General features: G+C 68.3%; 18 protein-coding genes, 1 tRNA gene and 1 CRISPR repeat array. Of the genes, 9 read left to right on the top strand and 10 right to left on the bottom strand.

Going from position 1 to position 17,444, the window contains the following annotated elements; translation table 11 throughout:
• Nucleotides 1-24 precede the first annotated feature (24 nt).
• Together FY251_RS19660 and FY251_RS19655 are read right to left on the bottom strand one after the other, a co-directional pair.
• Nucleotides 25-846 carry a ZIP family metal transporter gene (locus FY251_RS19660; protein WP_148416690.1) on the bottom strand — a complete coding sequence of 274 codons (822 nt, stop codon included), beginning with the start codon at nucleotides 844-846 and terminating at the stop codon, nucleotides 25-27.
• Between the two features lie 75 nt (nucleotides 847-921).
• Nucleotides 922-1,614, bottom strand: a complete 693-nt coding sequence (locus FY251_RS19655; protein WP_148416689.1) for an SDR family NAD(P)-dependent oxidoreductase — start codon at nucleotides 1,612-1,614, stop codon at nucleotides 922-924.
• Nucleotides 1,615-1,709: 95 nt separating this feature from the next.
• Between FY251_RS19655 and FY251_RS19650 the strand changes: the two genes are divergently transcribed.
• The 3 genes from FY251_RS19650 to cruF are packed head-to-tail and all read left to right on the top strand — an operon-like array spanning nucleotide 1,710 to nucleotide 5,047.
• The gene (locus FY251_RS19650) at nucleotides 1,710-3,212 is read left to right on the top strand and encodes an NAD(P)/FAD-dependent oxidoreductase (protein WP_148416688.1); all 1,503 of its coding nucleotides are present in this window, start codon (nucleotides 1,710-1,712) and stop codon (nucleotides 3,210-3,212) included.
• The gene (locus FY251_RS19645; protein ID WP_394349450.1) at nucleotides 3,209-4,141 is read left to right on the top strand and encodes a prenyltransferase; all 933 of its coding nucleotides are present in this window, start codon (nucleotides 3,209-3,211) and stop codon (nucleotides 4,139-4,141) included. The genes FY251_RS19650 and FY251_RS19645 overlap by 4 nt, the downstream gene beginning before the upstream one ends.
• A 24-nt stretch (nucleotides 4,142-4,165) precedes the next feature.
• Nucleotides 4,166-5,047: a bisanhydrobacterioruberin hydratase gene (gene cruF, locus FY251_RS19640; RefSeq protein WP_148416686.1), complete on the top strand. Its 882-nt coding sequence runs from the start codon at nucleotides 4,166-4,168 to the stop codon at nucleotides 5,045-5,047.
• A gap of 31 nt (nucleotides 5,048-5,078) precedes the next feature.
• Here cruF and FY251_RS19635 read toward each other — a convergent pair whose 3' ends face one another.
• The 4 genes from FY251_RS19635 to FY251_RS22705 form a co-directional block, all read right to left on the bottom strand.
• Nucleotides 5,079-6,026, bottom strand: a complete 948-nt coding sequence (locus tag FY251_RS19635; protein ID WP_148416685.1) for a DMT family transporter — start codon at nucleotides 6,024-6,026, stop codon at nucleotides 5,079-5,081.
• A 165-nt stretch (nucleotides 6,027-6,191) separates the two neighbouring features.
• Nucleotides 6,192-6,926, bottom strand: coding sequence for a helix-turn-helix domain-containing protein (locus FY251_RS19630; RefSeq protein WP_148416684.1), 735 nt, complete (start codon nucleotides 6,924-6,926; stop codon nucleotides 6,192-6,194).
• 57 nt (nucleotides 6,927-6,983) lie between these two features.
• Nucleotides 6,984-8,003 carry a phytoene/squalene synthase family protein gene (locus tag FY251_RS19625; protein ID WP_148416725.1) on the bottom strand — a complete coding sequence of 340 codons (1,020 nt, stop codon included), beginning with the start codon at nucleotides 8,001-8,003 and terminating at the stop codon, nucleotides 6,984-6,986.
• 168 nt (nucleotides 8,004-8,171) lie between these two features.
• The gene (locus FY251_RS22705) at nucleotides 8,172-8,324 is read right to left on the bottom strand and encodes an HVO_2523 family zinc finger protein (protein WP_004042510.1); all 153 of its coding nucleotides are present in this window, start codon (nucleotides 8,322-8,324) and stop codon (nucleotides 8,172-8,174) included.
• A gap of 239 nt (nucleotides 8,325-8,563) precedes the next feature.
• On the opposite strand from FY251_RS22705, the gene FY251_RS19620 reads away from it, so the two are divergent.
• From FY251_RS19620 to FY251_RS19610, 3 genes are all read left to right on the top strand, one after another.
• Entirely contained in the window at nucleotides 8,564-8,839 is a 276-nt protein-coding gene (locus FY251_RS19620) for a winged helix-turn-helix domain-containing protein (RefSeq protein ID WP_148416683.1), read from the top strand.
• A 2-nt stretch (nucleotides 8,840-8,841) separates the two neighbouring features.
• On the top strand, nucleotides 8,842-9,138 hold the full coding sequence (locus FY251_RS19615) for a hypothetical protein (RefSeq protein WP_148416682.1): 297 nt from the start codon (nucleotides 8,842-8,844) through the stop codon (nucleotides 9,136-9,138).
• Between the two features lie 165 nt (nucleotides 9,139-9,303).
• On the top strand, nucleotides 9,304-10,095 hold the full coding sequence (locus tag FY251_RS19610; RefSeq protein ID WP_148416681.1) for a spondin domain-containing protein: 792 nt from the start codon (nucleotides 9,304-9,306) through the stop codon (nucleotides 10,093-10,095).
• Nucleotides 10,096-10,596: 501 nt separating this feature from the next.
• Here the strand turns inward: FY251_RS19610 and FY251_RS19605 are convergent.
• Nucleotides 10,597-11,070: an Lrp/AsnC family transcriptional regulator gene (locus FY251_RS19605; protein WP_089781368.1), complete on the bottom strand. Its 474-nt coding sequence runs from the start codon at nucleotides 11,068-11,070 to the stop codon at nucleotides 10,597-10,599.
• Between the two features lie 165 nt (nucleotides 11,071-11,235).
• Between FY251_RS19605 and FY251_RS19600 the strand changes: the two genes are divergently transcribed.
• Nucleotides 11,236-12,297 (top strand): CNNM domain-containing protein, encoded by a 1,062-nt coding sequence (locus FY251_RS19600; RefSeq protein WP_089781369.1) that lies wholly within the window; start codon nucleotides 11,236-11,238, stop codon nucleotides 12,295-12,297.
• Between the two features lie 213 nt (nucleotides 12,298-12,510).
• Nucleotides 12,511-13,128: a CRISPR direct-repeat array (repeat unit 30 nt; unit sequence GTTTCAGACGAACCCTTGTGGGATTGAAGC).
• A 66-nt stretch (nucleotides 13,129-13,194) separates the two neighbouring features.
• On the opposite strand, the gene FY251_RS19595 is transcribed toward FY251_RS19600, so the two are convergent.
• Nucleotides 13,195-13,343: transfer RNA gene (locus tag FY251_RS19595), tRNA-Met, on the bottom strand.
• A 128-nt stretch (nucleotides 13,344-13,471) separates the two neighbouring features.
• On the opposite strand from FY251_RS19595, the gene FY251_RS19590 reads away from it, so the two are divergent.
• Entirely contained in the window at nucleotides 13,472-14,611 is a 1,140-nt protein-coding gene (locus tag FY251_RS19590) for a hypothetical protein (RefSeq protein WP_148416680.1), read from the top strand.
• 40 nt (nucleotides 14,612-14,651) lie between these two features.
• Here the strand turns inward: FY251_RS19590 and FY251_RS19585 are convergent, their stop codons facing one another.
• Complete coding sequence (locus FY251_RS19585; RefSeq protein ID WP_148416679.1) at nucleotides 14,652-15,023, bottom strand: DUF5830 family protein; 372 nt, start codon at nucleotides 15,021-15,023, stop codon at nucleotides 14,652-14,654.
• 90 nt (nucleotides 15,024-15,113) lie between these two features.
• Here FY251_RS19585 and FY251_RS19580 point away from each other — a divergent pair, with 90 nt between their 5' ends.
• Complete coding sequence (locus FY251_RS19580; protein ID WP_148416678.1) at nucleotides 15,114-15,746, top strand: TVP38/TMEM64 family protein; 633 nt, start codon at nucleotides 15,114-15,116, stop codon at nucleotides 15,744-15,746.
• A gap of 39 nt (nucleotides 15,747-15,785) precedes the next feature.
• Here the strand turns inward: FY251_RS19580 and gpmI are convergent, their stop codons facing one another.
• Nucleotides 15,786-17,366 (bottom strand): 2,3-bisphosphoglycerate-independent phosphoglycerate mutase, encoded by a 1,581-nt coding sequence (gene gpmI, locus FY251_RS19575; RefSeq protein WP_148416677.1) that lies wholly within the window; start codon nucleotides 17,364-17,366, stop codon nucleotides 15,786-15,788.
• Nucleotides 17,367-17,444: the final 78 nt, after the last annotated feature.

The raw sequence follows: 17,444 nt of genomic DNA, 5'->3' as shown, positions 1-17,444 counted from the left end.
TTCGCCGGTTCGTCGATTCGCCGATTAGTTGAGCGCCAGCCACGCGACGAAGACGGCGAGGCCGCCGACGGCGGTGCTCAGCGCGGCGTGGACCCGAAGGCGGTCGAGAATCGCGTGGGCGTGGCCGTCTTCGACCGACAGCAGTTCGTGAATCTCGCTTCCGATTTCACAGCGCGGGAGGAAGTCCATGGCGACGTGGAGGAAGACGCCGGAGGCGAAGCCGAAGACGAGGCCGCGGAAGGCGTCGGTCGCGGGGAGCGACACGGCGCTGGAGACGATGGCGGCGATGCCGAGGCCCGCCGCGGGGAGGAGCAACGGCGCGACCGACTTATCCTGTCCCGAGAGCCGGCGGGCGGCGGCGTAACCGGCCGGGCCCTTGTGCGAGACGATGGCGAGGCCGAGACCGACGCCCACGTCGATGTTGCCGTAGACGATGCCGATAATCGCGCCCGCGGAGACGGCGTGCGCCGAGAGTTCGGTCACGGTGCGGTCCACGGGGAACTCCATGTGGGCGAAACGGTGGCCGACGGTGTGGGCGGCGAAGCCCGCGAGGATGCCGAAGGCGATGCCGAAGCCACCGAACTGAGTGTGGTGGCCGAGCGCCTGCGGGACCAGGAACACCGCGGCGCTCGTCACCATCGCGCCGCTGGCGAGGCCGTAGCCCCAGACGAGTCCCTCGGCGTGTTCGGTCCGACTCCGCGCGCCGAGGGGCGCGGCGAGCGCCATCGCGCCGAAAGCGGCCCACGAGACGGCAAGGAGATTCCACGCCTCGGCGCTCGCGGCGTACCCGGAGAGCGCGACGAGCGCCACGACGCTCCCCGCGCCGATGGCCGTCGAACGGTTCATATTATGAACGAAATGGTTCGGATTAATAAGGAGCGCGGTTCCGGCGGAACGCGGGGGTCGAAACGGTGAGAGACCTCAGCGCGTCGCCCGCTTCCACGCCTTGAGGTCCGCGACATCGCCGTCGAACTCGGCGGAGTCGGCGTCGGACGCCGCCCAGACGAACAGGTCGGCCACGTCGTCGGGGTCGCGGCCCTGCCCGCCGGTGAGGTCGGTAGCGACGAGGCCGGGGTCGACGACCGTCACGGTCCGGTCGCAGTCGGCGGCGAACTGCCGGACGAGCGCCTCGGCGGCCGCCTTGGAGACGGCGTACGCGCCCATCCCCGGCTTGACCTCGCGGGCGATGGACCCGGAGGGGACGAGGATTCGCCCGTCGTCGGCCATGTGCGGGAGCGCCTCTTTGACCGCCGCGAAGACGCCGCGGACGTTGGTCCGGAGGGTGTCGTCGAACGCCGCGTAGGACTCCTCGGGCGCGGGCATCTCGCCGGGCGTCCCGTGGGCGACGGCGGCGTTGGCGACGAGCACGTCGATTTCCCCGCCGGCGCGGGCCGCCGTCTCCATCAGGCGCTCCATGTCGAGTTCGTCGCGCACGTCGGCGCGGACGGCGCTGGCGGTCCCGCCGGCGGCCTCGATGTCGTCGACGACGGACTGGAGGGCATCGCCGTCGCGGGCGCAGGCGACGACCGTCGCACCGGCGCGGCCGAAGGCGCGCGCGACCGCCGCGCCGATGCCGGAACTCGCGCCCGTGACCACCGCGGTGGTGTCGTTCATGCGGGGCCGTAAGGAGGGACCGAGCCTAAAGCTACCCCCCGACGGCGGTCGGTTCGGTCAGTCGATTTATGTCCTCTACGTCCGTACGAACGGACATGAGTTCTGTCTCGGCTCTCGACTCTCTCGCCGGGGAGTCCGTCGTCGTCGTCGGCGGCGGCTTCGGCGGCCTCTCGACGGCGTGCTATCTCGCCGACGCCGGTGCCGACGTGACGCTGTTGGAGAAGAACGAACAGCTCGGCGGCCGAGCCAGCATACTCGAACGCGACGGCTTCCGGTTCGACATGGGGCCGTCGTGGTATCTCATGCCCGACGTGTTCGAGCGGTTCTTCGCCTACTTCGGCAAGCGACCCGAGGACTACTACGGGCTGACCCGACTCGACCCGCACTACCGCATCTTCTTCAAGGACGGCGACCGGGTGGACATGCTCCCCGACGTCGCGGCCAACAAGGCCACCTTCGAGTCCTACGAACCCGGCGCGGGCGACAGGCTCGACGACTACCTCCGGAAGGCCGAGCGGAACTACCGAATCGGGATGGAACACTTCGTCTACACCGACCGCCCGGACCTCACCGACTACATCGACCTCGACGTGTTCCGCTACTCGTGGGGGCTGTCGCTCGTCGGCTCGATGCAGGACCACGTCGAGAACTACTTCGACCACCCGAAGCTCCAGCAGATAATGCAGTACACGCTGGTGTTCCTCGGCGGCGCGCCGAACAACACGCCGGCGCTCTACAACCTCATGAGCCACGTCGATTTCAACATGGGCGTCTACTACCCCGACGGCGGCCTCGCGGGCGTCGTCGACGCCATCGTCGACCTCGCCGAAGAGCTGGGCGTCGAGTTCCACACCGACTCCCCCGTGGCCGAAATCGCCGGTCGCCGCGGCGGGTTCGCCGTCCGCACCGAGGACGGCCGCGAGTTCCTCTGCGACCAGGTCGTCTCCGACGCCGACTACGCCCACACCGAACAGGAACTCCTCCCGGAGAAAAAGCGCCAGTACGACGCCGACTACTGGGACTCCCGGACGTACGCTCCCTCGGCGTTCCTCCTGTACCTCGGCGTCGAGGGCGACGTGGACGAACTCGCCCACCACACGCTCGTCCTCCCCACCGACTGGGACGACCACTTCGAGACGATATTCGACGACCCGGCGTGGCCCGACGACCCCGCGTACTACCTCTGTGTCCCCTCGGAGACCGACGACTCGGTCGTACCCGAGGGCCACAGCAACCTGTTCGCGCTCGTCCCCATCGCGGCCGGACTGGAGGACACGCCCGAGCAGCGCGAGTCGTACCGTGACCTCGTCCTCGACGACATCGCCGACAACACCGGCGTCGACCTGCGCGACAGAATTGTCGTCGAGGAGTCGTTCTGCGTGAACGACTTCAAAGAACGCTACAACAGCACGCAGGGCACCGCGCTCGGGCTCGCGCACACGCTGTTCCAGACGGCGCTGCTCCGCCCGCCGCACGGCTCCGACGCGGTCGACGGCCTCTACTTCACCGGCTCGTTCACCACGCCGGGCATCGGCGTCCCGATGTGTCTCATCAGCGGCCAACTCACCGCCGAGGAGATGGCCGCCGACGCGAGGTGAGCGCCGGCATGGCCGCACAGACCGAAGCCGGCGGGGGCGGTGAGTCCGGAGAGTCCGGAGAGTCCGGCGACGACGGGCGGGAAGACGGGAGTCTGCGGGACCGCCTCGTCTACCTCGCGGTCCTCTCGCGGCCCCGGTTTTGGCTCTATCTCGCCGGCCCCGTCGTCGTCGGCGTCGCGGCCGCCGCGAGCGCCCCCGCCGACCTGTTCGCCCTCGAATCGGTCGCGCTGTTCGCGTACTTCCTCGTCCCCGCGAACGTCTTTCTCTACGGCGTCAACGACGTGTTCGACGCCGACGTGGACGAGGCGAACCCGAAGAAAGACGAGCGCGAGGCCCGCTGGCGCGGCGACCCGGTGAACACCGCCGTCGTCGCCGCGAGCGGCCTGCTCGGCGTCGGCCTGTTCGTGCTCGTTCCGCGGGTCGCGTGGCCGTGGCTCGCCGCGCACTTCTTCCTCGCGGTCGAGTACAGCGCGCCGCCGCTGCGGTTCAAGACGACGCCGCTTCTCGACTCTGTGTCGAACGGGCTGTACATCTTGCCGGGCGTCGCCGCCTACGCGGCCGTCTCGGGGTCGAACCCGCCGATGCTCGCCGTCGCGGGCGCGTGGCTCTGGACGATGGGGATGCACACGTTCTCCGCGATTCCCGACATCGAACCCGACCGCGAGGCCGGGATTCGGACGACTGCGACGGCCCTCGGCGAGCGCCGGACCTACTGGTACTGCGCCGCGACGTGGGCGCTCGCCGCCGTCGCCTTCGCCGCGGTCGACCCCCGCCTCGGCGCGCTGTTGGCGGCCTATCCCGTCGTCGTCCTCGGCATCGTCGCCGCCGGCGTCGACGTGGACCGGGCGTACTGGTGGTACCCCGCCATCAACACCGTCGTCGGTATGCTCATCACCCTCGGGGCGCTCTGGAGGCTCGTCAATGGGTGAACGCGAGTCCCCGGAGGTGCGTCCGTGAGCGCGAGCGACCTGCGAGCCCGGCTCCCCTCTAGCCGCCGCGACGCCGAGGACGCGCTCGACCGACTCGTGCGCGACAACCGCTTTACCATCTCGGTGTTCTTCCCGCTGAACGGCGCGGTGCTCCTCGTCGCCAGCGCGATGGGCTGGCTCCCCGACCCGCTGGCGTTCAACGCGTTTCTCATCCTCCTCGGGACGCTCGTGATGCGCTCGCCGCTCGTCGTGGGAGTCCTGCCGCTCGTGACGCGCAGGGCCGCACTCGGCGTCGGCGCGCTCACCGCCTACGCCTACGCCATCGAGTACACCGGCGTCACCACGGGCTGGCCGTACGGCTGGTTCCACTACGGCGTCGACCTCGGGCCGACGGTCGCCGGGGTTCCGGTCGGCCTGCCGGTGTTTTTCATCCCGCTCGTGATGAACGCCTACCTGCTGTGTCTGCTCCTGCTGGGCGACCGCGCCCGCAACGGGGCCGTCCGCCTCGGCGTCGTCATCGCGGCCGTGCTCGCCATGGACGTGGTGCTCGACCCCGGCGCGGTCGCGCTCGGCTTCTGGGAGTACGACCGCCTCGCCGACGACGCGCACCTGTTCTACGGCGTCCCGCTTTCGAACTACGCCGGCTGGGTCGTCAGCGCGACCGTCGCCGTCGCCGCGCTCGACTGGTCGTTCGACCGCGAGGCGCTCCTCGCCCGCCTCGACCGCACGGAGTTCATGCTCGACGACCTCGTGAGCTTCGTCATCCTCTGGGGCGGTATCAACGCGTGGTTCGGCAACTGGGTTCCCGTCGCGGTCGCGGCGCTGTTCGGCGTCGGACTGCTCAAGACGGACCGGTTCGACTCGCGGCTCCTGCGGCTTCCGCGGCGGTTGCCGTGGCGGTCCTGATCCTGAGCGTCGGTGTCTCCGGCGGCTGTTTTCAGTCCGACTCGACGCCGCGACGCCGGCCTCGGTAGGCCGCGCCGAGTCGCTCCCACTTGAGCAGGCCGAAGCCGAGGAGGACCAGTCCGAAGCCGACGAGCGTGGCCGCGGTCACGGGGTCGGTAAACAGGAACCAGCTGTACACCGTCCCGAAGCCGGCGGTGGCGTAGGTGACGAGGTTGAGTTCGACCGAGCCGAGACGCGGCAGAAGCGAGAAGTACAGCAGGTAGCTGACCGCGGTCGCGAAGACGCCGAGGTAGACGAGACCGGCGACGCCCGCGAGCGACACGTCGACCTGCGCCAGCGACTCGGTCGGACTCGCGGCGCTGGCGAGGTGGGTCGCGACGGCCGCGACGACCATCGCCCACGCGGTGCGGGCGGCGAACGGCATCTCGGATTCGATTCGCTGGGTGAGCACGCCGCCGAGCGCGAAGGCGGCCGAGGCGAGCACCAGCACCGCCTGCCCCGCGGCGTTCCCGCCGAGGAGGTTCGACGGGTCCGGGTCGGTGATGACGACCAACCCGAGGAAGCCGACGGCGACGCCGAGGAGTTCGACCGGGCCGAACCGCTCGTCGGGGAGCCACAGCTTCGCGAAGCCGACGGTCAGTATCGGAATCAGCCCCGCGAGTATGGACGCCACCGCGCTCGGGACGGTCTGTTGGCCGACGTTCTGGAGGACGCCGTAGCCCGCGAGCGCGAGGAGGCCCGCCGCCGCGACGGCCGTCCAGTCGCGACTCGTCCGCGGCCGCCAGTAGTCGGCGCGCCACGCCACGTACGGCACCAGGAGCGCCGCGCCGATGTCGAGCCGGAGCGCGGCGTACAGAATCGGCGGGAACGACCCCAGGCCGAGCGTCACCGCGGGGTACGCCCCGCCCCAGAGCGCCGCCAACAGGACGTACAGGGCGGCGTTTCGATACCGGCCGACGGGGAGCCGCTCACCGACCATCGCGTCGAGTCAATGCCCGAGACGGGGTCGAACCCGGGTCGATGGTTCTCGGCGGTTCGTCGGGAGCCGGAACCGTCCGGCGGACGGGCGACGGCGGTGTGTCGGCGTGCGCGCTCATCACCGAAACCGACGCCCGCGACTCCGGAGAACTCGACGGTTAGTATGCTAACGTCCGTCGCCGGCTCTCGCGGTCGTCGGGTCGTCTCCGAGCCCCGCGAGCGCGGAGACGGCCGCCCCGAGGAGTTTCCGCTCCGCGCGGCGGAGCGTCTTCGAGATGGCCACGTCGGAGACGCCGCACCGCTCGCCGAGGGAGGCGAGCGACTCCCCTCTCGGCGTCTCGTAGTAGCCGTGTTCGACCGCCGTTCGGAGCACGTCCGACTCGGCGTCGGTGAGTCGGGTACAGCCGTCGAGGAGCGTCGCGGCCTCGTCGAAGTTCCGGAAGACGTCGGCCGAAAGCGAGTCTCCGAGCGGCGTCTGCTCGACGACGGCGAGTTCGTACCGGCGGTCGAGCGAGTCGAGGGTGGCGGCCGCGGCGTCGGGGTCGGCGAAGCCGAGATGCCACCGCTCCCAGCCGTCTCTGTCGCGGAGGGGGGCGATGACCGCGCCGCCGTTGGCGAGGACCGTTTCGATGGCGACGGTCTCTTCGAGCACGACGTGGGCGGTCGCGTGCGAGCCGCGCTTTCGCTTGAGTTCGAAATAGCTGACGCCGTCGGCGTCTCTGAGCGCGCGGATGCTCGATTCCAACTGCGACCGCCCCGGCGACGAGGCCTCGACCCAGAGGTCACACCGCCCCGTCTCGGGCGAGAGATTCCAGTACGGCGTGGTAAGCGTCACGTCGTGCGCGGCGGTCACCCGTCCCAGCGGACAGTCTAACCGGGTATCGAGGGTGACGCGGTACATGGCGGGGACTCCGTCGGCCACCCAGTAAACCGTTTCACTCGCGGAGAAACTGCGCCCTCAGTCCGATCCCCAGCGGCTCAGCGACCGGAGCCACCCGGAGACGCGCCCGCTGCGCCGCGAGCGACCGGCCGGCGTCGAACCGGGGCCGAACTCCGCGTCGAGTTCCTCGTCGTCGGGGTAGGGGACGACGCTGACGGCCTTGAACACGGCCACGGGGTCGCGCCAGACGGCCCAGTACGCCGCGGTCTTCGCGAGGAGCGCGAGCTTTCGCCCGAAGCCGAGTTCCGGCGTCGTCGTGAGCGTGTCGTAGCCGAGCTTGCGAATCGACCGATGGTGGTCGGCGTACAGCACCGCCGAGAGCAACACCGGGAACTGGCAGTCCGCCGGGAGGTACTCGATGCCGGCGACGCCGTCGCGGTACAGCGACTCCGTTCGGCGGAGTTCGTCGCGCATCACGTCGGCGACGCGCTCGTCGAATTCGAGTGCGAGAATCTGTTCGGTGTCGACGCCGTGGCGGTCCAGCGTCGTCCGCGGGAGGTAGACCCGGTCGCGCTCGACCACGTCTTCGCCCACGTCGCGGAGGAAGTTCGACATCTGAAACGCCTGCCCGAGCGCCGTCGCGTGCGGGAGCGCCGCCTCGGGGTCGTCGGGCCGCATGACTGCGGTCATCATCCGGCCGACCGCCGAGGCCGACCCGTCCATGTACGTCTCTAACTCCTCGTAGGTCTCGTAGCGGTCCTTCTCGATGTCCGACTCCATCGCGTCGATGAAGACGTTCACGTCGTCGGGGTCGATGCCGTAGCGCTCCCTGAGCTCGGCGAACGCCGACAGGACGGGGTCGTCGGTCTCCGTCTCGCCGAGCGCCTCGGCGCGGAGGCGTTCGAGGCGCTCGCGCTGTGTTGCCGGCGGCGCGGTCCGCTCGGCGTCGACGACCTCGTCGGCGACGCGGAAGAACGCGTACAGGACGTACGTGGCGTGTCTGACGCGTTCCGGAAGGAGGCGCGTCGCGAAGTAGAACGTCTTTCCCGTCCGCTGTTGGATGTCTTTTCCCGCCTCGACCTGTGATTCGTTGAGCATCGTTTCGTGTGCGTGGCCGCATCCGTCTCGGGACCAACTGAGCTGACCGGGGAGGACAGTCATTAGTTCGGTCGCCGCCGACATAACGCTTCGTGCCGTCGTGAAATCAACCCGCGAACCCGCCGACTTCGCGGCGGCCCCGTTTCGAGCGTCTCCTGTCAGGATTCGTTACCAGAACGTGTCGCTGCAGTCGTAGACGACCCCGTGTTCCGGGCAGACGTACTTGCAGTGGCGGTGGTCCATCGACGTGCCGCAGAAGGGGCAGGGTCTGCCCTTCGGGGATTCGATGGCGCACGCGTTCCGTCCGGCGTCGTCGTCCATACGAGTTTTCGTAGGACGCGACCGACATATCCCTTACTGCCGTCGGCGGGGTCCTCAGTCGGCCCGGCCTCGCTCGGCCCAGTGGCGAGGCGGCCTCGACGCGCCCGGAGACTCCACCCGAATTTGGTACGGAACTGGAACAACGCTCATGGTCGGGCGTCGCCGAATCGAACCCGTCGCGTCGAACGGCACCCGCGAGAATAATACCGCGCTCGACCAATCAACCGAACGAACAGTCGATGGAAAAGGCGCTCTGGTATCTGCTCACGGCGACCCGCGGCGGCGAGAACCGCGTCCGCATCATCCGCGTCCTCTCGGAGCGCCCGCGGAACGCGAACCGCCTCGCCGACGAACTCGACGTGGGCTACAAGACCGTCAGACACCACCTCGACGCTCTCGAATCCCACGGCGTCGTCGAGGCCGGCGGCGACAAGTACGGGCGACTGTACTTCCTCACCGACCAGTTCGAACGGTACCGCGACACCTTCGAAGAGATCGCGACACAGCTCGATTGATCATGGCAATGGACACCCAAATCGTGGCGGCGAGCGCCCTCTCGGGCGTGAACATCGTCCTCCTCGCGGCGCTGACCGCCGTGTGGATTCGCAACTACCGGACGTTCCGCACCTCGCTCGTCCTCGGCCTGCTCGCGTTCGCCGTCGTCATGCTCGTCGAGAACGCCGTCGCGCTCTACTTCTTTTTCACGATGCAGAGCCTCTACTCCGGGGACCCCCACGTCCAGCAGGCCGTGTTGGTCCTCCGCGGCCTCCAACTCGTCGCGCTGGCGTTCCTGACCTACGTGACGGTCCGGTGAGCGCCCCGGCGGTATCGCACGCGCCAGACCCGTCCCGCTCGCACCCCGTCCGAATTTGGTACTGACTCGACCCCGATTCGTCACGGAGTCTCCCCGAATCTCGAAAAACCGCCTTTAGCCGGTCTCGCGTCTTCCTCGTCGTGGCACCGACCACACGTGAGACCAATGAGAGACACGACGACTCCGACGACGCGACGAACCGCACTCGGACTGACCGGCGCGGGCGTGCTGGCCGCCCTCGCCGGCTGTCTGGGTAGCGCGAGCCTGCCGGGCCAATCGGCCGGAAACGGGACCGACGGGAACGGACAGTCCGCGCGGACCTACCGCGTGACGGTGGCGAACCTCACGACCGGACAGCCGTTCACCCCGCCGGCGGTGGTCGCCCACCGCGCCGGCGTGGAACTGTTCGCCGTCGGCGACCCGGCGAGCGACGCCATCAGGGAACTCGCCGAGAACGGAAACCTCGGCCCGCTCGGTGAACTGGCCGAGGAGAGCGACGACGTGCGCGGCGTCGCGGTCGCCGACGCGCCGCTCGTCCCCGAGGAGCTCCCGGCGAGCGAGATGTTCCCCGCGGCCGTCACGCTCGAACTGGAGACCGACGCCAGCGGCGCGTATCTCTCCTTCGTCAGCATGCTCATCGGTACGAACGACGGCTTCGCCGGCCTCGACACCGTGCCGCTGCCGGAGCGGGTAAACGAGTCGCGGTCGTACTTCGCGGCCAGCTACGACGCCGGAACTGAGGTCAACACCGAGGCGTACGGCGACATGGTCCCCCCTGCACAGGCCCTCTACGGCATCGACTCCGGGACCGAGGGAACCGGGATGAGCGACCCGGACCTCGCCGAGGGCGGCGTCGTCGCGCCGCACGCCGGCATCGTCGGCGACGGCGACCTCGACCCGGCCGTCTACGGCTGGGACGACCCCGTCGCGCTGATTCAGGTCGAGCGACTCGACTGAGCCGGTCGCGGCCTGCACAACCTCGTCGGCCGCCGCGGGCGCGTCGCTCACGGCTCACGAGTACAGCGGAGCACGGAAAACCCAGTCGTGGACGCCGTCGGAAGCGAACGACCGGGGGCGGCCGTCCGATGAAACCACGTAGCGTACCACGCGGCGAGTGCGGGAGACTCGGCCGCGCGATGCTGTTTCAGCTGCGACTACCCGTTGTCGGAGCGCGTTGAACCGCTCTGGTGGTGATGGTGGTGGTGGGGGGTGGGGGGCGTCCGGTCGGCGAGAGACCGACGCGAACGGGAGGGTCTCTGACAACGGCGATTACCAGTTCGTTATCACCTGTCAAAGCTGTACCGGTGGTTCGGGAACCGCGTTACCGGGTATCGATGAGAGCGCATTCGCCACTGAGACGGCGTGTCACGGCCCGTGGATTCGTTTCGTCTACCGAGCGATTGGGGGACCGGTACCGGGCCCGAGTGGCGGCGTTTCGCGCGTCGGCTCCCGGCCGGGTTACTCGCCGCCCCCGTCGCCGAACTTCGCGTACGGCCGGCGGTGGGTGTTCCGAATCAGGTCCTCGTCGGAGACGCGAAGCCCCAGTTCGTCCAACTCCTCGCCGATTCGGCTGAGGTCGTCGCCGTCGACGCCGATGGCCCGGACCATGACGTTCCGCTCGCCGGTCATCACCTCCTGTACCTCGACGACGCCGGGGACCGCGGCGGCGGCCTCGGCCAGCTCCTCGCGCTCCGGAATCGGTGCCGTACAGACGATGAGCGTGTACAGCTGGTAGCCCGCCCGCTCGTAGTCCACGTCGGCGTGATAGCCGCGGAGCACCCCGTCGGCTTCGAGCCGCTGGATGCGGTTCCGGACGGTGCTCGCCGAGGCGTCGAGTTCGTCGGCGATGTCGGTCGACGACGTGCGGCGCGCCTCCGCCTGCAGGGTGTACAGTATCTGCCTGTCCAGCGCGTCGAGTTCTCGACTCGTCATTCAGTTGCTCCTGTGTCCGCTGCGGCATTAACTTTCTCGCCCGCTCTCATCAGAACAGCAATCAAATCCAGATAAAATGCAACTCCCGATAAAGTAACTTATGTATTTCCGGACGGCCGATGCTTTCTAACGGGTCGGCCCCGAACGAACGGGACACCGACACAGATGAACCCAACAGAGATCGGTATACGCCTCGTCGCGGGGGCGTTACTCATCCTCACGAACGGTTTCTTCGTCGCTATCGAGTTCGCGCTGACCCGTGCGCGGCAGTTCACCGAATCCGAGTTCGTCGACGGCGACTCCCGACTCGAACGCGCGTGGGAGATGACCCAAGAACTCGAACTGTATCTCACGACCTGTCAGGTCGGAATCACGGCGTCGAGCATCGCCGTCGGTATCGTCGCCGAGCCCGCGCTGGCGGCGCTGTTCGAACCGCTACTCGAACCGCTTTTCGCCGGGACGACGCTCGCGACCATCGGAGCCGGCGCGCTCATCGCCTACCTGATTATCAACCTCCTGCACCTCACCCACGGTGAGCAGACGCCGACGTACCTCGGCGTCGAGCGCTCCCGGATGGTCTGTCGCTACGGCGCGACGCCGCTCCACTGGTTCTACGTCGCCATCTCGCCCATCATCAAGTTCGGCGACTGGGTCGCCAAGTGGACGCTCAAGCTCTTCGGCATCGAGATGTCGGGCGCGTGGCTCGAAACCGAGACCGACGTCATCGAGTCCCGCGGGCAACTCCGCGAGCGCCTGCACTCCCTGCTCGAAGAGGGCGAACTCCCCGAGGAGCGCCGCGACGAGGTGCTCAACGCGCTCGACGTGGACGAGCTCTCCATCAGCGAGATTATGATTCCCAGCAACGACATCGTCTCGCTCTCGACGACGGCGACGCCCGGCGAGAACTTCGACCGGATTCGAAACACCCCCCACACCCGCTTCCCGCTCGTCGGCGACTCGCTCACCGACTTCCGCGGCGTCGTCTACGCGCCCTCCATCATCGACAACTTCGAGGCGCTCCGCGCCGGCGAGCGCTCGTTCGAGGAAATCGCCGCGCCGACGATGACGCTCGCCGCCGACACGAACGTCAGCGACGCGTTCGACCAGTTCCAAGCCGAAGACCAGGAACTCGCGCTCGTCCTGCGAGACGGCGAGGTCGTCGGCCTCCTCACCGCAACCGACGCCCTCGAAGCGGTCATGGGCGAACTCGACGACCCGCTGGACTAGCGCCATCGACTCCGCCTTCGGTTTTTTCAGCGTTCGGTCGAGGCTCACTGACGAGACGGACGCATGACGCATCTCTCCGGAAGTGGCTCTCAACCGCCGGTGCTGAACCGTCGTTCCGTCGACCCCCCGGGGGGCTCGGGGGAATTGGGGGTCGACGGAAACGTTGATGTGAGTTCGCCATGTACAGCCGCCTACCCCCGTGAATTCGGGCTGGTTTCAGACGAACCCTTGTGGGATTGAAGCGCGCCTCGGTCGGCGTGAGGACGTTCGTCGTCTTGCCGTTTCAGACGAACCCTTGTGGGATTGAAGCCTCAACTCCGCCGCGCCCGCTATCATGGCAACGTCGTTTCAGACGAACCCTTGTGGGATTGAAGCGTCCTATCGCCGATGTCGATGGTCTGTCCGTCAATCGTTTCAGACGAACCCTTGTGGGATTGAAGCCTTCGGGAGAAAGCGGAGGCCGGCGGTGCCGAGTGGTTTCAGACGAACCCTTGTGGGATTGAAGCCAGTGTTAACCTCACACGAGTCGACCGCGACAAGTTTCAGACGAACCCTTGTGGGATTGAAGCTGTTGTTATCGGCGGTGTCTCGGTGCTCTCCCCGCACGTTTCAGACGAACCCTTGTGGGATTGAAGCGCCGTTCGTGAGCGCGCCGAACGTGAGCGTGGCGGGTTTCAGACGAACCCTTGTGGGATTGAAGCGCGTGCTGCTTGCTTATCGAAGTACCAGAACGCCAGTTTCAGACGAACCCTTGTGGGATTGAAGCATCTTGATGACGAGATATGCGTCTTCAGTGGCGAGGTTTCAGACGAACCCGTGTGGGCTTAAAACGAGTGTGCAATCAGGAGACGACGTCGTGACTCCCGTATCAGTCGGCCACGTACTGAAATCGAAGAATGCCCGGGGTGGGCTCCGAACCCACGATCTCCGCATGTCCCAGGTGCGAGGCCGGCATGACCTCGCGGGGGGCGGAGGCTTCCAAGGCGTTCCGCACCGATTGTGAAACCCTATGAGTGCGGCGCTATGTCCAGCTAAGCCACCCGGGCTCAACTTCCCGTTGTGTGCTGGTTGTATTTAAGCTTCTCATCTTCGATGGCCGCGGGGCGAGTCACCACGCCACTCGATTCGAGTCATCACCCGCGGATTTATGTCCCAACACCGGATGCACACACGCATGAGCCAACCGGAGATCGTCCAGTCCGTCCTCGGAGAGGAAGACGTGGTGACCCGCGTCCACCTCGGGGGCGAGGACGAACTGTTTGTAACTCCGACGCGGACGCTCGTCTATCGGGCCGAGGGCCTCCTTTCGGACGAGTCCGTCGACGAATTCTCGCACGCCGCCGAGCGACTGTCCGTCAAGGAGGGGCGACGAAAAGCGAAGATATCGCTGGACTACGGCCTCGACGGGAGCGAGACGTTCTCGCTGTCCTCGAAGCGACTCGACGACGCGCTCCAGCCAATCGTCGAGGGCGTCCTCGCGGCCGCCGGCGTGACCGACGAGGACGGCGAACGCCTCGTGCAGGCGTTCCGGTTCAGCGAACTCACGTTCGTCATCACCGACGCCCGCGTCGTCCGGCACATCGGGAGCGCGGTCTGGGACGAGGACTACGAGTCGTACCGCTTCGCCGACGTGACCGACCTCGAATTCGAGTCGGGGAGCGTCGCCACGACGGTCGTGCTCACCGTCGACGGCCGCCAAGAGCGGTTCAAGATTCCCAACGAGCAGGCGCGGCTCGTCCGCGAGAAACTCGCGCGGGCGCTGTGTGACTACCACGGCGTCGGCAGCCTCGAAGAGTTCCGCGTCCAGATGGAAAAAGCGCAGGCGAACGCCGAGTCCGCCGACACGGAGCGCGACAACACCGACTTCGGCGCGGGCCCCGACCCGCTGAGCGCGAACCCCGGCGAACTCTCCGACGAGCCGGCGAACGCCACCCGCTCCGAGGGCGACGCGCCAGCCGAACCGGCCCAGCGGGCCGCCCGGAACCAGTCGGTCGAAGCCACGTCCGCGACCGGCGCGGTGGCGGAAGCGAAGGCGGCCGAGGCCGCGACGACTCGGTCGGCCACCGAATCGCCGGCCACTGAGCAGTCGGCCGACAACGTCGCCGACGCCGGCGACCTCGGGTTCGAGGGGTCGGGATTCGAGTCGGCCGCCGAGTCCGAGGCGGCCGGAGGCGCCGGTTCGGACGCCGATTACGCCGAACTCGCCGCCGAAATCGAGTCGCTCCGCGAGGTCGTCGAGGCCCAAAGCGAGCAGATTCGCCACCAGCAGGAGCTGGTCGAACAGCTCATCGAAGAACTCCGCCGCGGGCGGTAACGCGACCCCCGGCCACCGGCCGGTCGCGGCCCCGCGAGCGTCACTCCCGACCGAGCACTTTTCTGACGCACGACGAGCCGAACGGCCCGAGTTCCCCCGACTCGAACCGCACGAAGTGGCCCGTCGAGATGGACGCGCCACAGCGGCGGCAGTCGAAGTCGCCCTCGCGCTGGACGACCTGACTCTCGAACCGGACGAACGTGCCGCCGCGGTTGTGGCGGATGCGGCCGCCGTCGCGCTCGATGATGCCCCGAAGCTCCGCCGCGTCGAGGATGTCGCGCGTGAGCGTCGGGTCCGTGGTGACCGTCTCGATGCGGTCGACGACCTCGGCGAGGGAGAGTTCGTCGGCTTCGAGGTGCGCGAGGAGGTCGACCGCGAGTTCGACGCGCTCGTCGCGTGTGGGCTCGGTCACGGTTCGGGAGCCAATCGAACGGGGTCGGGCTAAAGCCCTCCGAAGCACAAAGCGTTTGGTCGCGGCGCGACGACCGACTCCAGAGCTTCCGTGCCCCGTCCGCGTCTCGCCGCCGGCCTCGCGCTCGCGGCCGTCGTCGCCGGTTTCCTGCTTGCGTCGCCAGACGCCGTCATCGCGCGCGCGGCGTGGGTCGCCGCCGACCCCGTGCGACTCGTCGTCGTCGCGAGCGCGCTCGCGCTCGTGAGACCCCTTCTCGCGTGGCCGACGACGCTCCTCGCGCTCGTCGTCGGCTACGGCCTCGGCCCGGTCGGCGTGCCGTTGGCGCTGGCGCTCATCGTCCTCACGAGCGTCCCGCCGTTCCTCTTCGCGCGGCGCTACCGGGGAGCGACCAGACTCGCCGACGTCGGCGAGCGAACGGTCGAACAGACGGGCTCGGTGCGGGGCGTCGCCGCGAGCCGCCTGCTTCCGATTCCCTCCGACGTGGTGTCGGTGGCGGCGGGCGTCGCCAACGTCCGACTCGGCGCGTTCGCGCTCGGAACCGCCGTCGGCGAACTTCCGTGGGCCGTCGCGGGCGTCGTCGCCGGCGCGTCCGTCGAGACGCTCACGACCGAGTCCCTCGCCGCGGCCGTCCGCCCGGAGTTCGTCGTCCTTGTCGCCGTCGCGGGCGTGTCGATGCTCGTGCCGACCGCGTACCGTCGCTATCGAAGCGGCTCGGGCGCGTAGGAAAACAAAGGAAATCGAACCGAGCGTGTGGGTGGTGACCTATTCTAACAGCGACTCGCCGGTCATCGCGGTCGGCTGGTCGACGCCGACGAGTTCGAGGATAGTCGGCGCGATGTCGCACAGCGAGCCGCCCTCGCGGACGGTCCGGCCGCCCGAAAGCGGGTGGTCGGAGTCGAGGTCGGTGTGCTCGCCCTCGGCGTCGTTCTCCGCGGCCGCCTCGTCGTCGCGGTCGGCCGCGAGGTAGACGAACGGGACGGGGTTGAACGTGTGGGCCGTGTGGGGGTCGTCTTCGGTGCCCATGTCGTCGGCGTTGCCGTGGTCGGCCGTGATGCAGACGTGACCGCCGTGGGCGCGGACGCTCTCGACGAGCCGCCCGAGCTGTTCGTCGACGGCCTCGACCGCTTCGATGGCGGCCTCGTAGTCGCCGGTGTGGCCGACCATGTCGGGGTTGGCGTAGTTGAGCACCATCACGTTCGGGTCGTCGGACTCGATGATACCGATGGCCGTGTCGGTGAGCTCTCTCGCGGACATCTCGGGCTGGAGGTCGTAGGTCGGCACGTCGGGGCTCTCGACGATTTCCCGAATCTCGCCGTCGAACTCGACCTCGCGGCCGCCGTTGAGGAAGTAGGTGACGTGGGGGTACTTCTCCGATTCGGCCATGCGAAGCTGCGTCATGTGCTCCTCGGCGAGCACCTCGCCGAGCGTGTCTTCGGGCTGTTCCGGCGGGTAGGCGACAGAGACGTCGAACGTCTTGTCGTACTGCGTCATCGTCGTCATGAGCACCTCCGGCGGCGTCGTCTCGAACTCCCAGACGGGCTCGATGTCGCAGAGCATCCGCACGAGCTGTCGCGCGCGGTCGGCGCGGAAGTTGAAGAAGACGACCGAGTCGCCGTCTTCGAGCGCGGGCGCGTCGTCGACGACGGTCGGCTCGACGAACTCGTCGGTATCGCCGCGGTCGTACGACGCGGTGACGGCGTCGACGGCGGTGTCGGCGGTCCACTCGGCCTCGCGCTCCACGATGGCGTCGTAGGCGCGCTTGGTGCGCTCCCAGTTCTGGTCGCGGTCCATCGCGTAGTAGCGCCCGGAGACGGTGGCGACGCCCCCGGTGCCCTGTTCGTCGGCGACGGCTTCGAGGTCCGAGAGGTACGCCTCGCCGCCGGTGGGACTGGTGTCGCGGCCGTCGGTAAAGGCGTGGGTGACGGCCTCGACGCCGCGGTCGGCGGCGAGTTCGATGAGCGCGTGGAGGTGCTGTTGGTCGGAGTGGACGCCGCCGTCGGAGACGAGGCCCATGAGGTGGACGCGCCCGTCGTGTTCGTCGGCGTGGTCGTAGGCGGCCGTGATGGCGTCGTTCTCGAAGAACGAGCCGTCGTCGATGCTGTCGCCGATGCGGGTGTACGCCTGCTTGACGACGCGACCGGCCCCGATGTTGAGGTGGCCGACCTCGCTGTTGCCCATCTGGCCGTCCGGGAGACCGACGCGCCGGCCGTCGACGATGAGCGTCCCGAAGGCTCCCGCGTCGCGGTAGCGGTCGAAGTTCGGCGTGTCCGCCGCCTTGATTGCGTCGCGGCGGTCGTGGTCGCCGAGTCCCCACCCGTCGAGGATGATGAGTGCTGCGTCCATACGTCGCCGTTCGGCGCGCCGGGCTAACTGTCCTTTGCTCCCGACATGGGATGACAACCACTCGCGTACGGAGATGAG

The sequence above is a fragment of the Haloferax sp. KTX1 genome (assembly GCF_902410085.1).
Taxonomy (GTDB): domain Archaea; phylum Halobacteriota; class Halobacteria; order Halobacteriales; family Haloferacaceae; genus Haloferax; species Haloferax massiliensis.
This window is presented reverse-complemented; position numbering and strand designations above follow the sequence as displayed.

What these genes read in the sequence shown, in the direction of transcription:
- FY251_RS19655 (WP_148416689.1), bottom strand. Translation starts at nt 1,614, where the DNA reads ATGAACGACACCACCGCGGTGGTCACGGGCGCGAGTTCCGGCATCGGC.
- gpmI (WP_148416677.1), bottom strand. Translation starts at nt 17,366, where the DNA reads ATGGACGCAGCACTCATCATCCTCGACGGGTGGGGACTCGGCGACCAC.
- FY251_RS19600 (WP_089781369.1), top strand. Translation starts at nt 11,236, where the DNA reads ATGAACCCAACAGAGATCGGTATACGCCTCGTCGCGGGGGCGTTACTC.
- FY251_RS22705 (WP_004042510.1), bottom strand. Translation starts at nt 8,324, where the DNA reads ATGGACGACGACGCCGGACGGAACGCGTGCGCCATCGAATCCCCGAAG.
- FY251_RS19615 (WP_148416682.1), top strand. Translation starts at nt 8,842, where the DNA reads ATGGCAATGGACACCCAAATCGTGGCGGCGAGCGCCCTCTCGGGCGTG.
- FY251_RS19650 (WP_148416688.1), top strand. Translation starts at nt 1,710, where the DNA reads ATGAGTTCTGTCTCGGCTCTCGACTCTCTCGCCGGGGAGTCCGTCGTC.
- FY251_RS19635 (WP_148416685.1), bottom strand. Translation starts at nt 6,026, where the DNA reads ATGGTCGGTGAGCGGCTCCCCGTCGGCCGGTATCGAAACGCCGCCCTG.
- FY251_RS19660 (WP_148416690.1), bottom strand. Translation starts at nt 846, where the DNA reads ATGAACCGTTCGACGGCCATCGGCGCGGGGAGCGTCGTGGCGCTCGTC.
- FY251_RS19605 (WP_089781368.1), bottom strand. Translation starts at nt 11,070, where the DNA reads ATGACGAGTCGAGAACTCGACGCGCTGGACAGGCAGATACTGTACACC.
- FY251_RS19610 (WP_148416681.1), top strand. Translation starts at nt 9,304, where the DNA reads ATGAGAGACACGACGACTCCGACGACGCGACGAACCGCACTCGGACTG.
- FY251_RS19620 (WP_148416683.1), top strand. Translation starts at nt 8,564, where the DNA reads ATGGAAAAGGCGCTCTGGTATCTGCTCACGGCGACCCGCGGCGGCGAG.
- FY251_RS19590 (WP_148416680.1), top strand. Translation starts at nt 13,472, where the DNA reads ATGAGCCAACCGGAGATCGTCCAGTCCGTCCTCGGAGAGGAAGACGTG.
- FY251_RS19625 (WP_148416725.1), bottom strand. Translation starts at nt 8,003, where the DNA reads ATGCTCAACGAATCACAGGTCGAGGCGGGAAAAGACATCCAACAGCGG.
- FY251_RS19630 (WP_148416684.1), bottom strand. Translation starts at nt 6,926, where the DNA reads ATGTACCGCGTCACCCTCGATACCCGGTTAGACTGTCCGCTGGGACGG.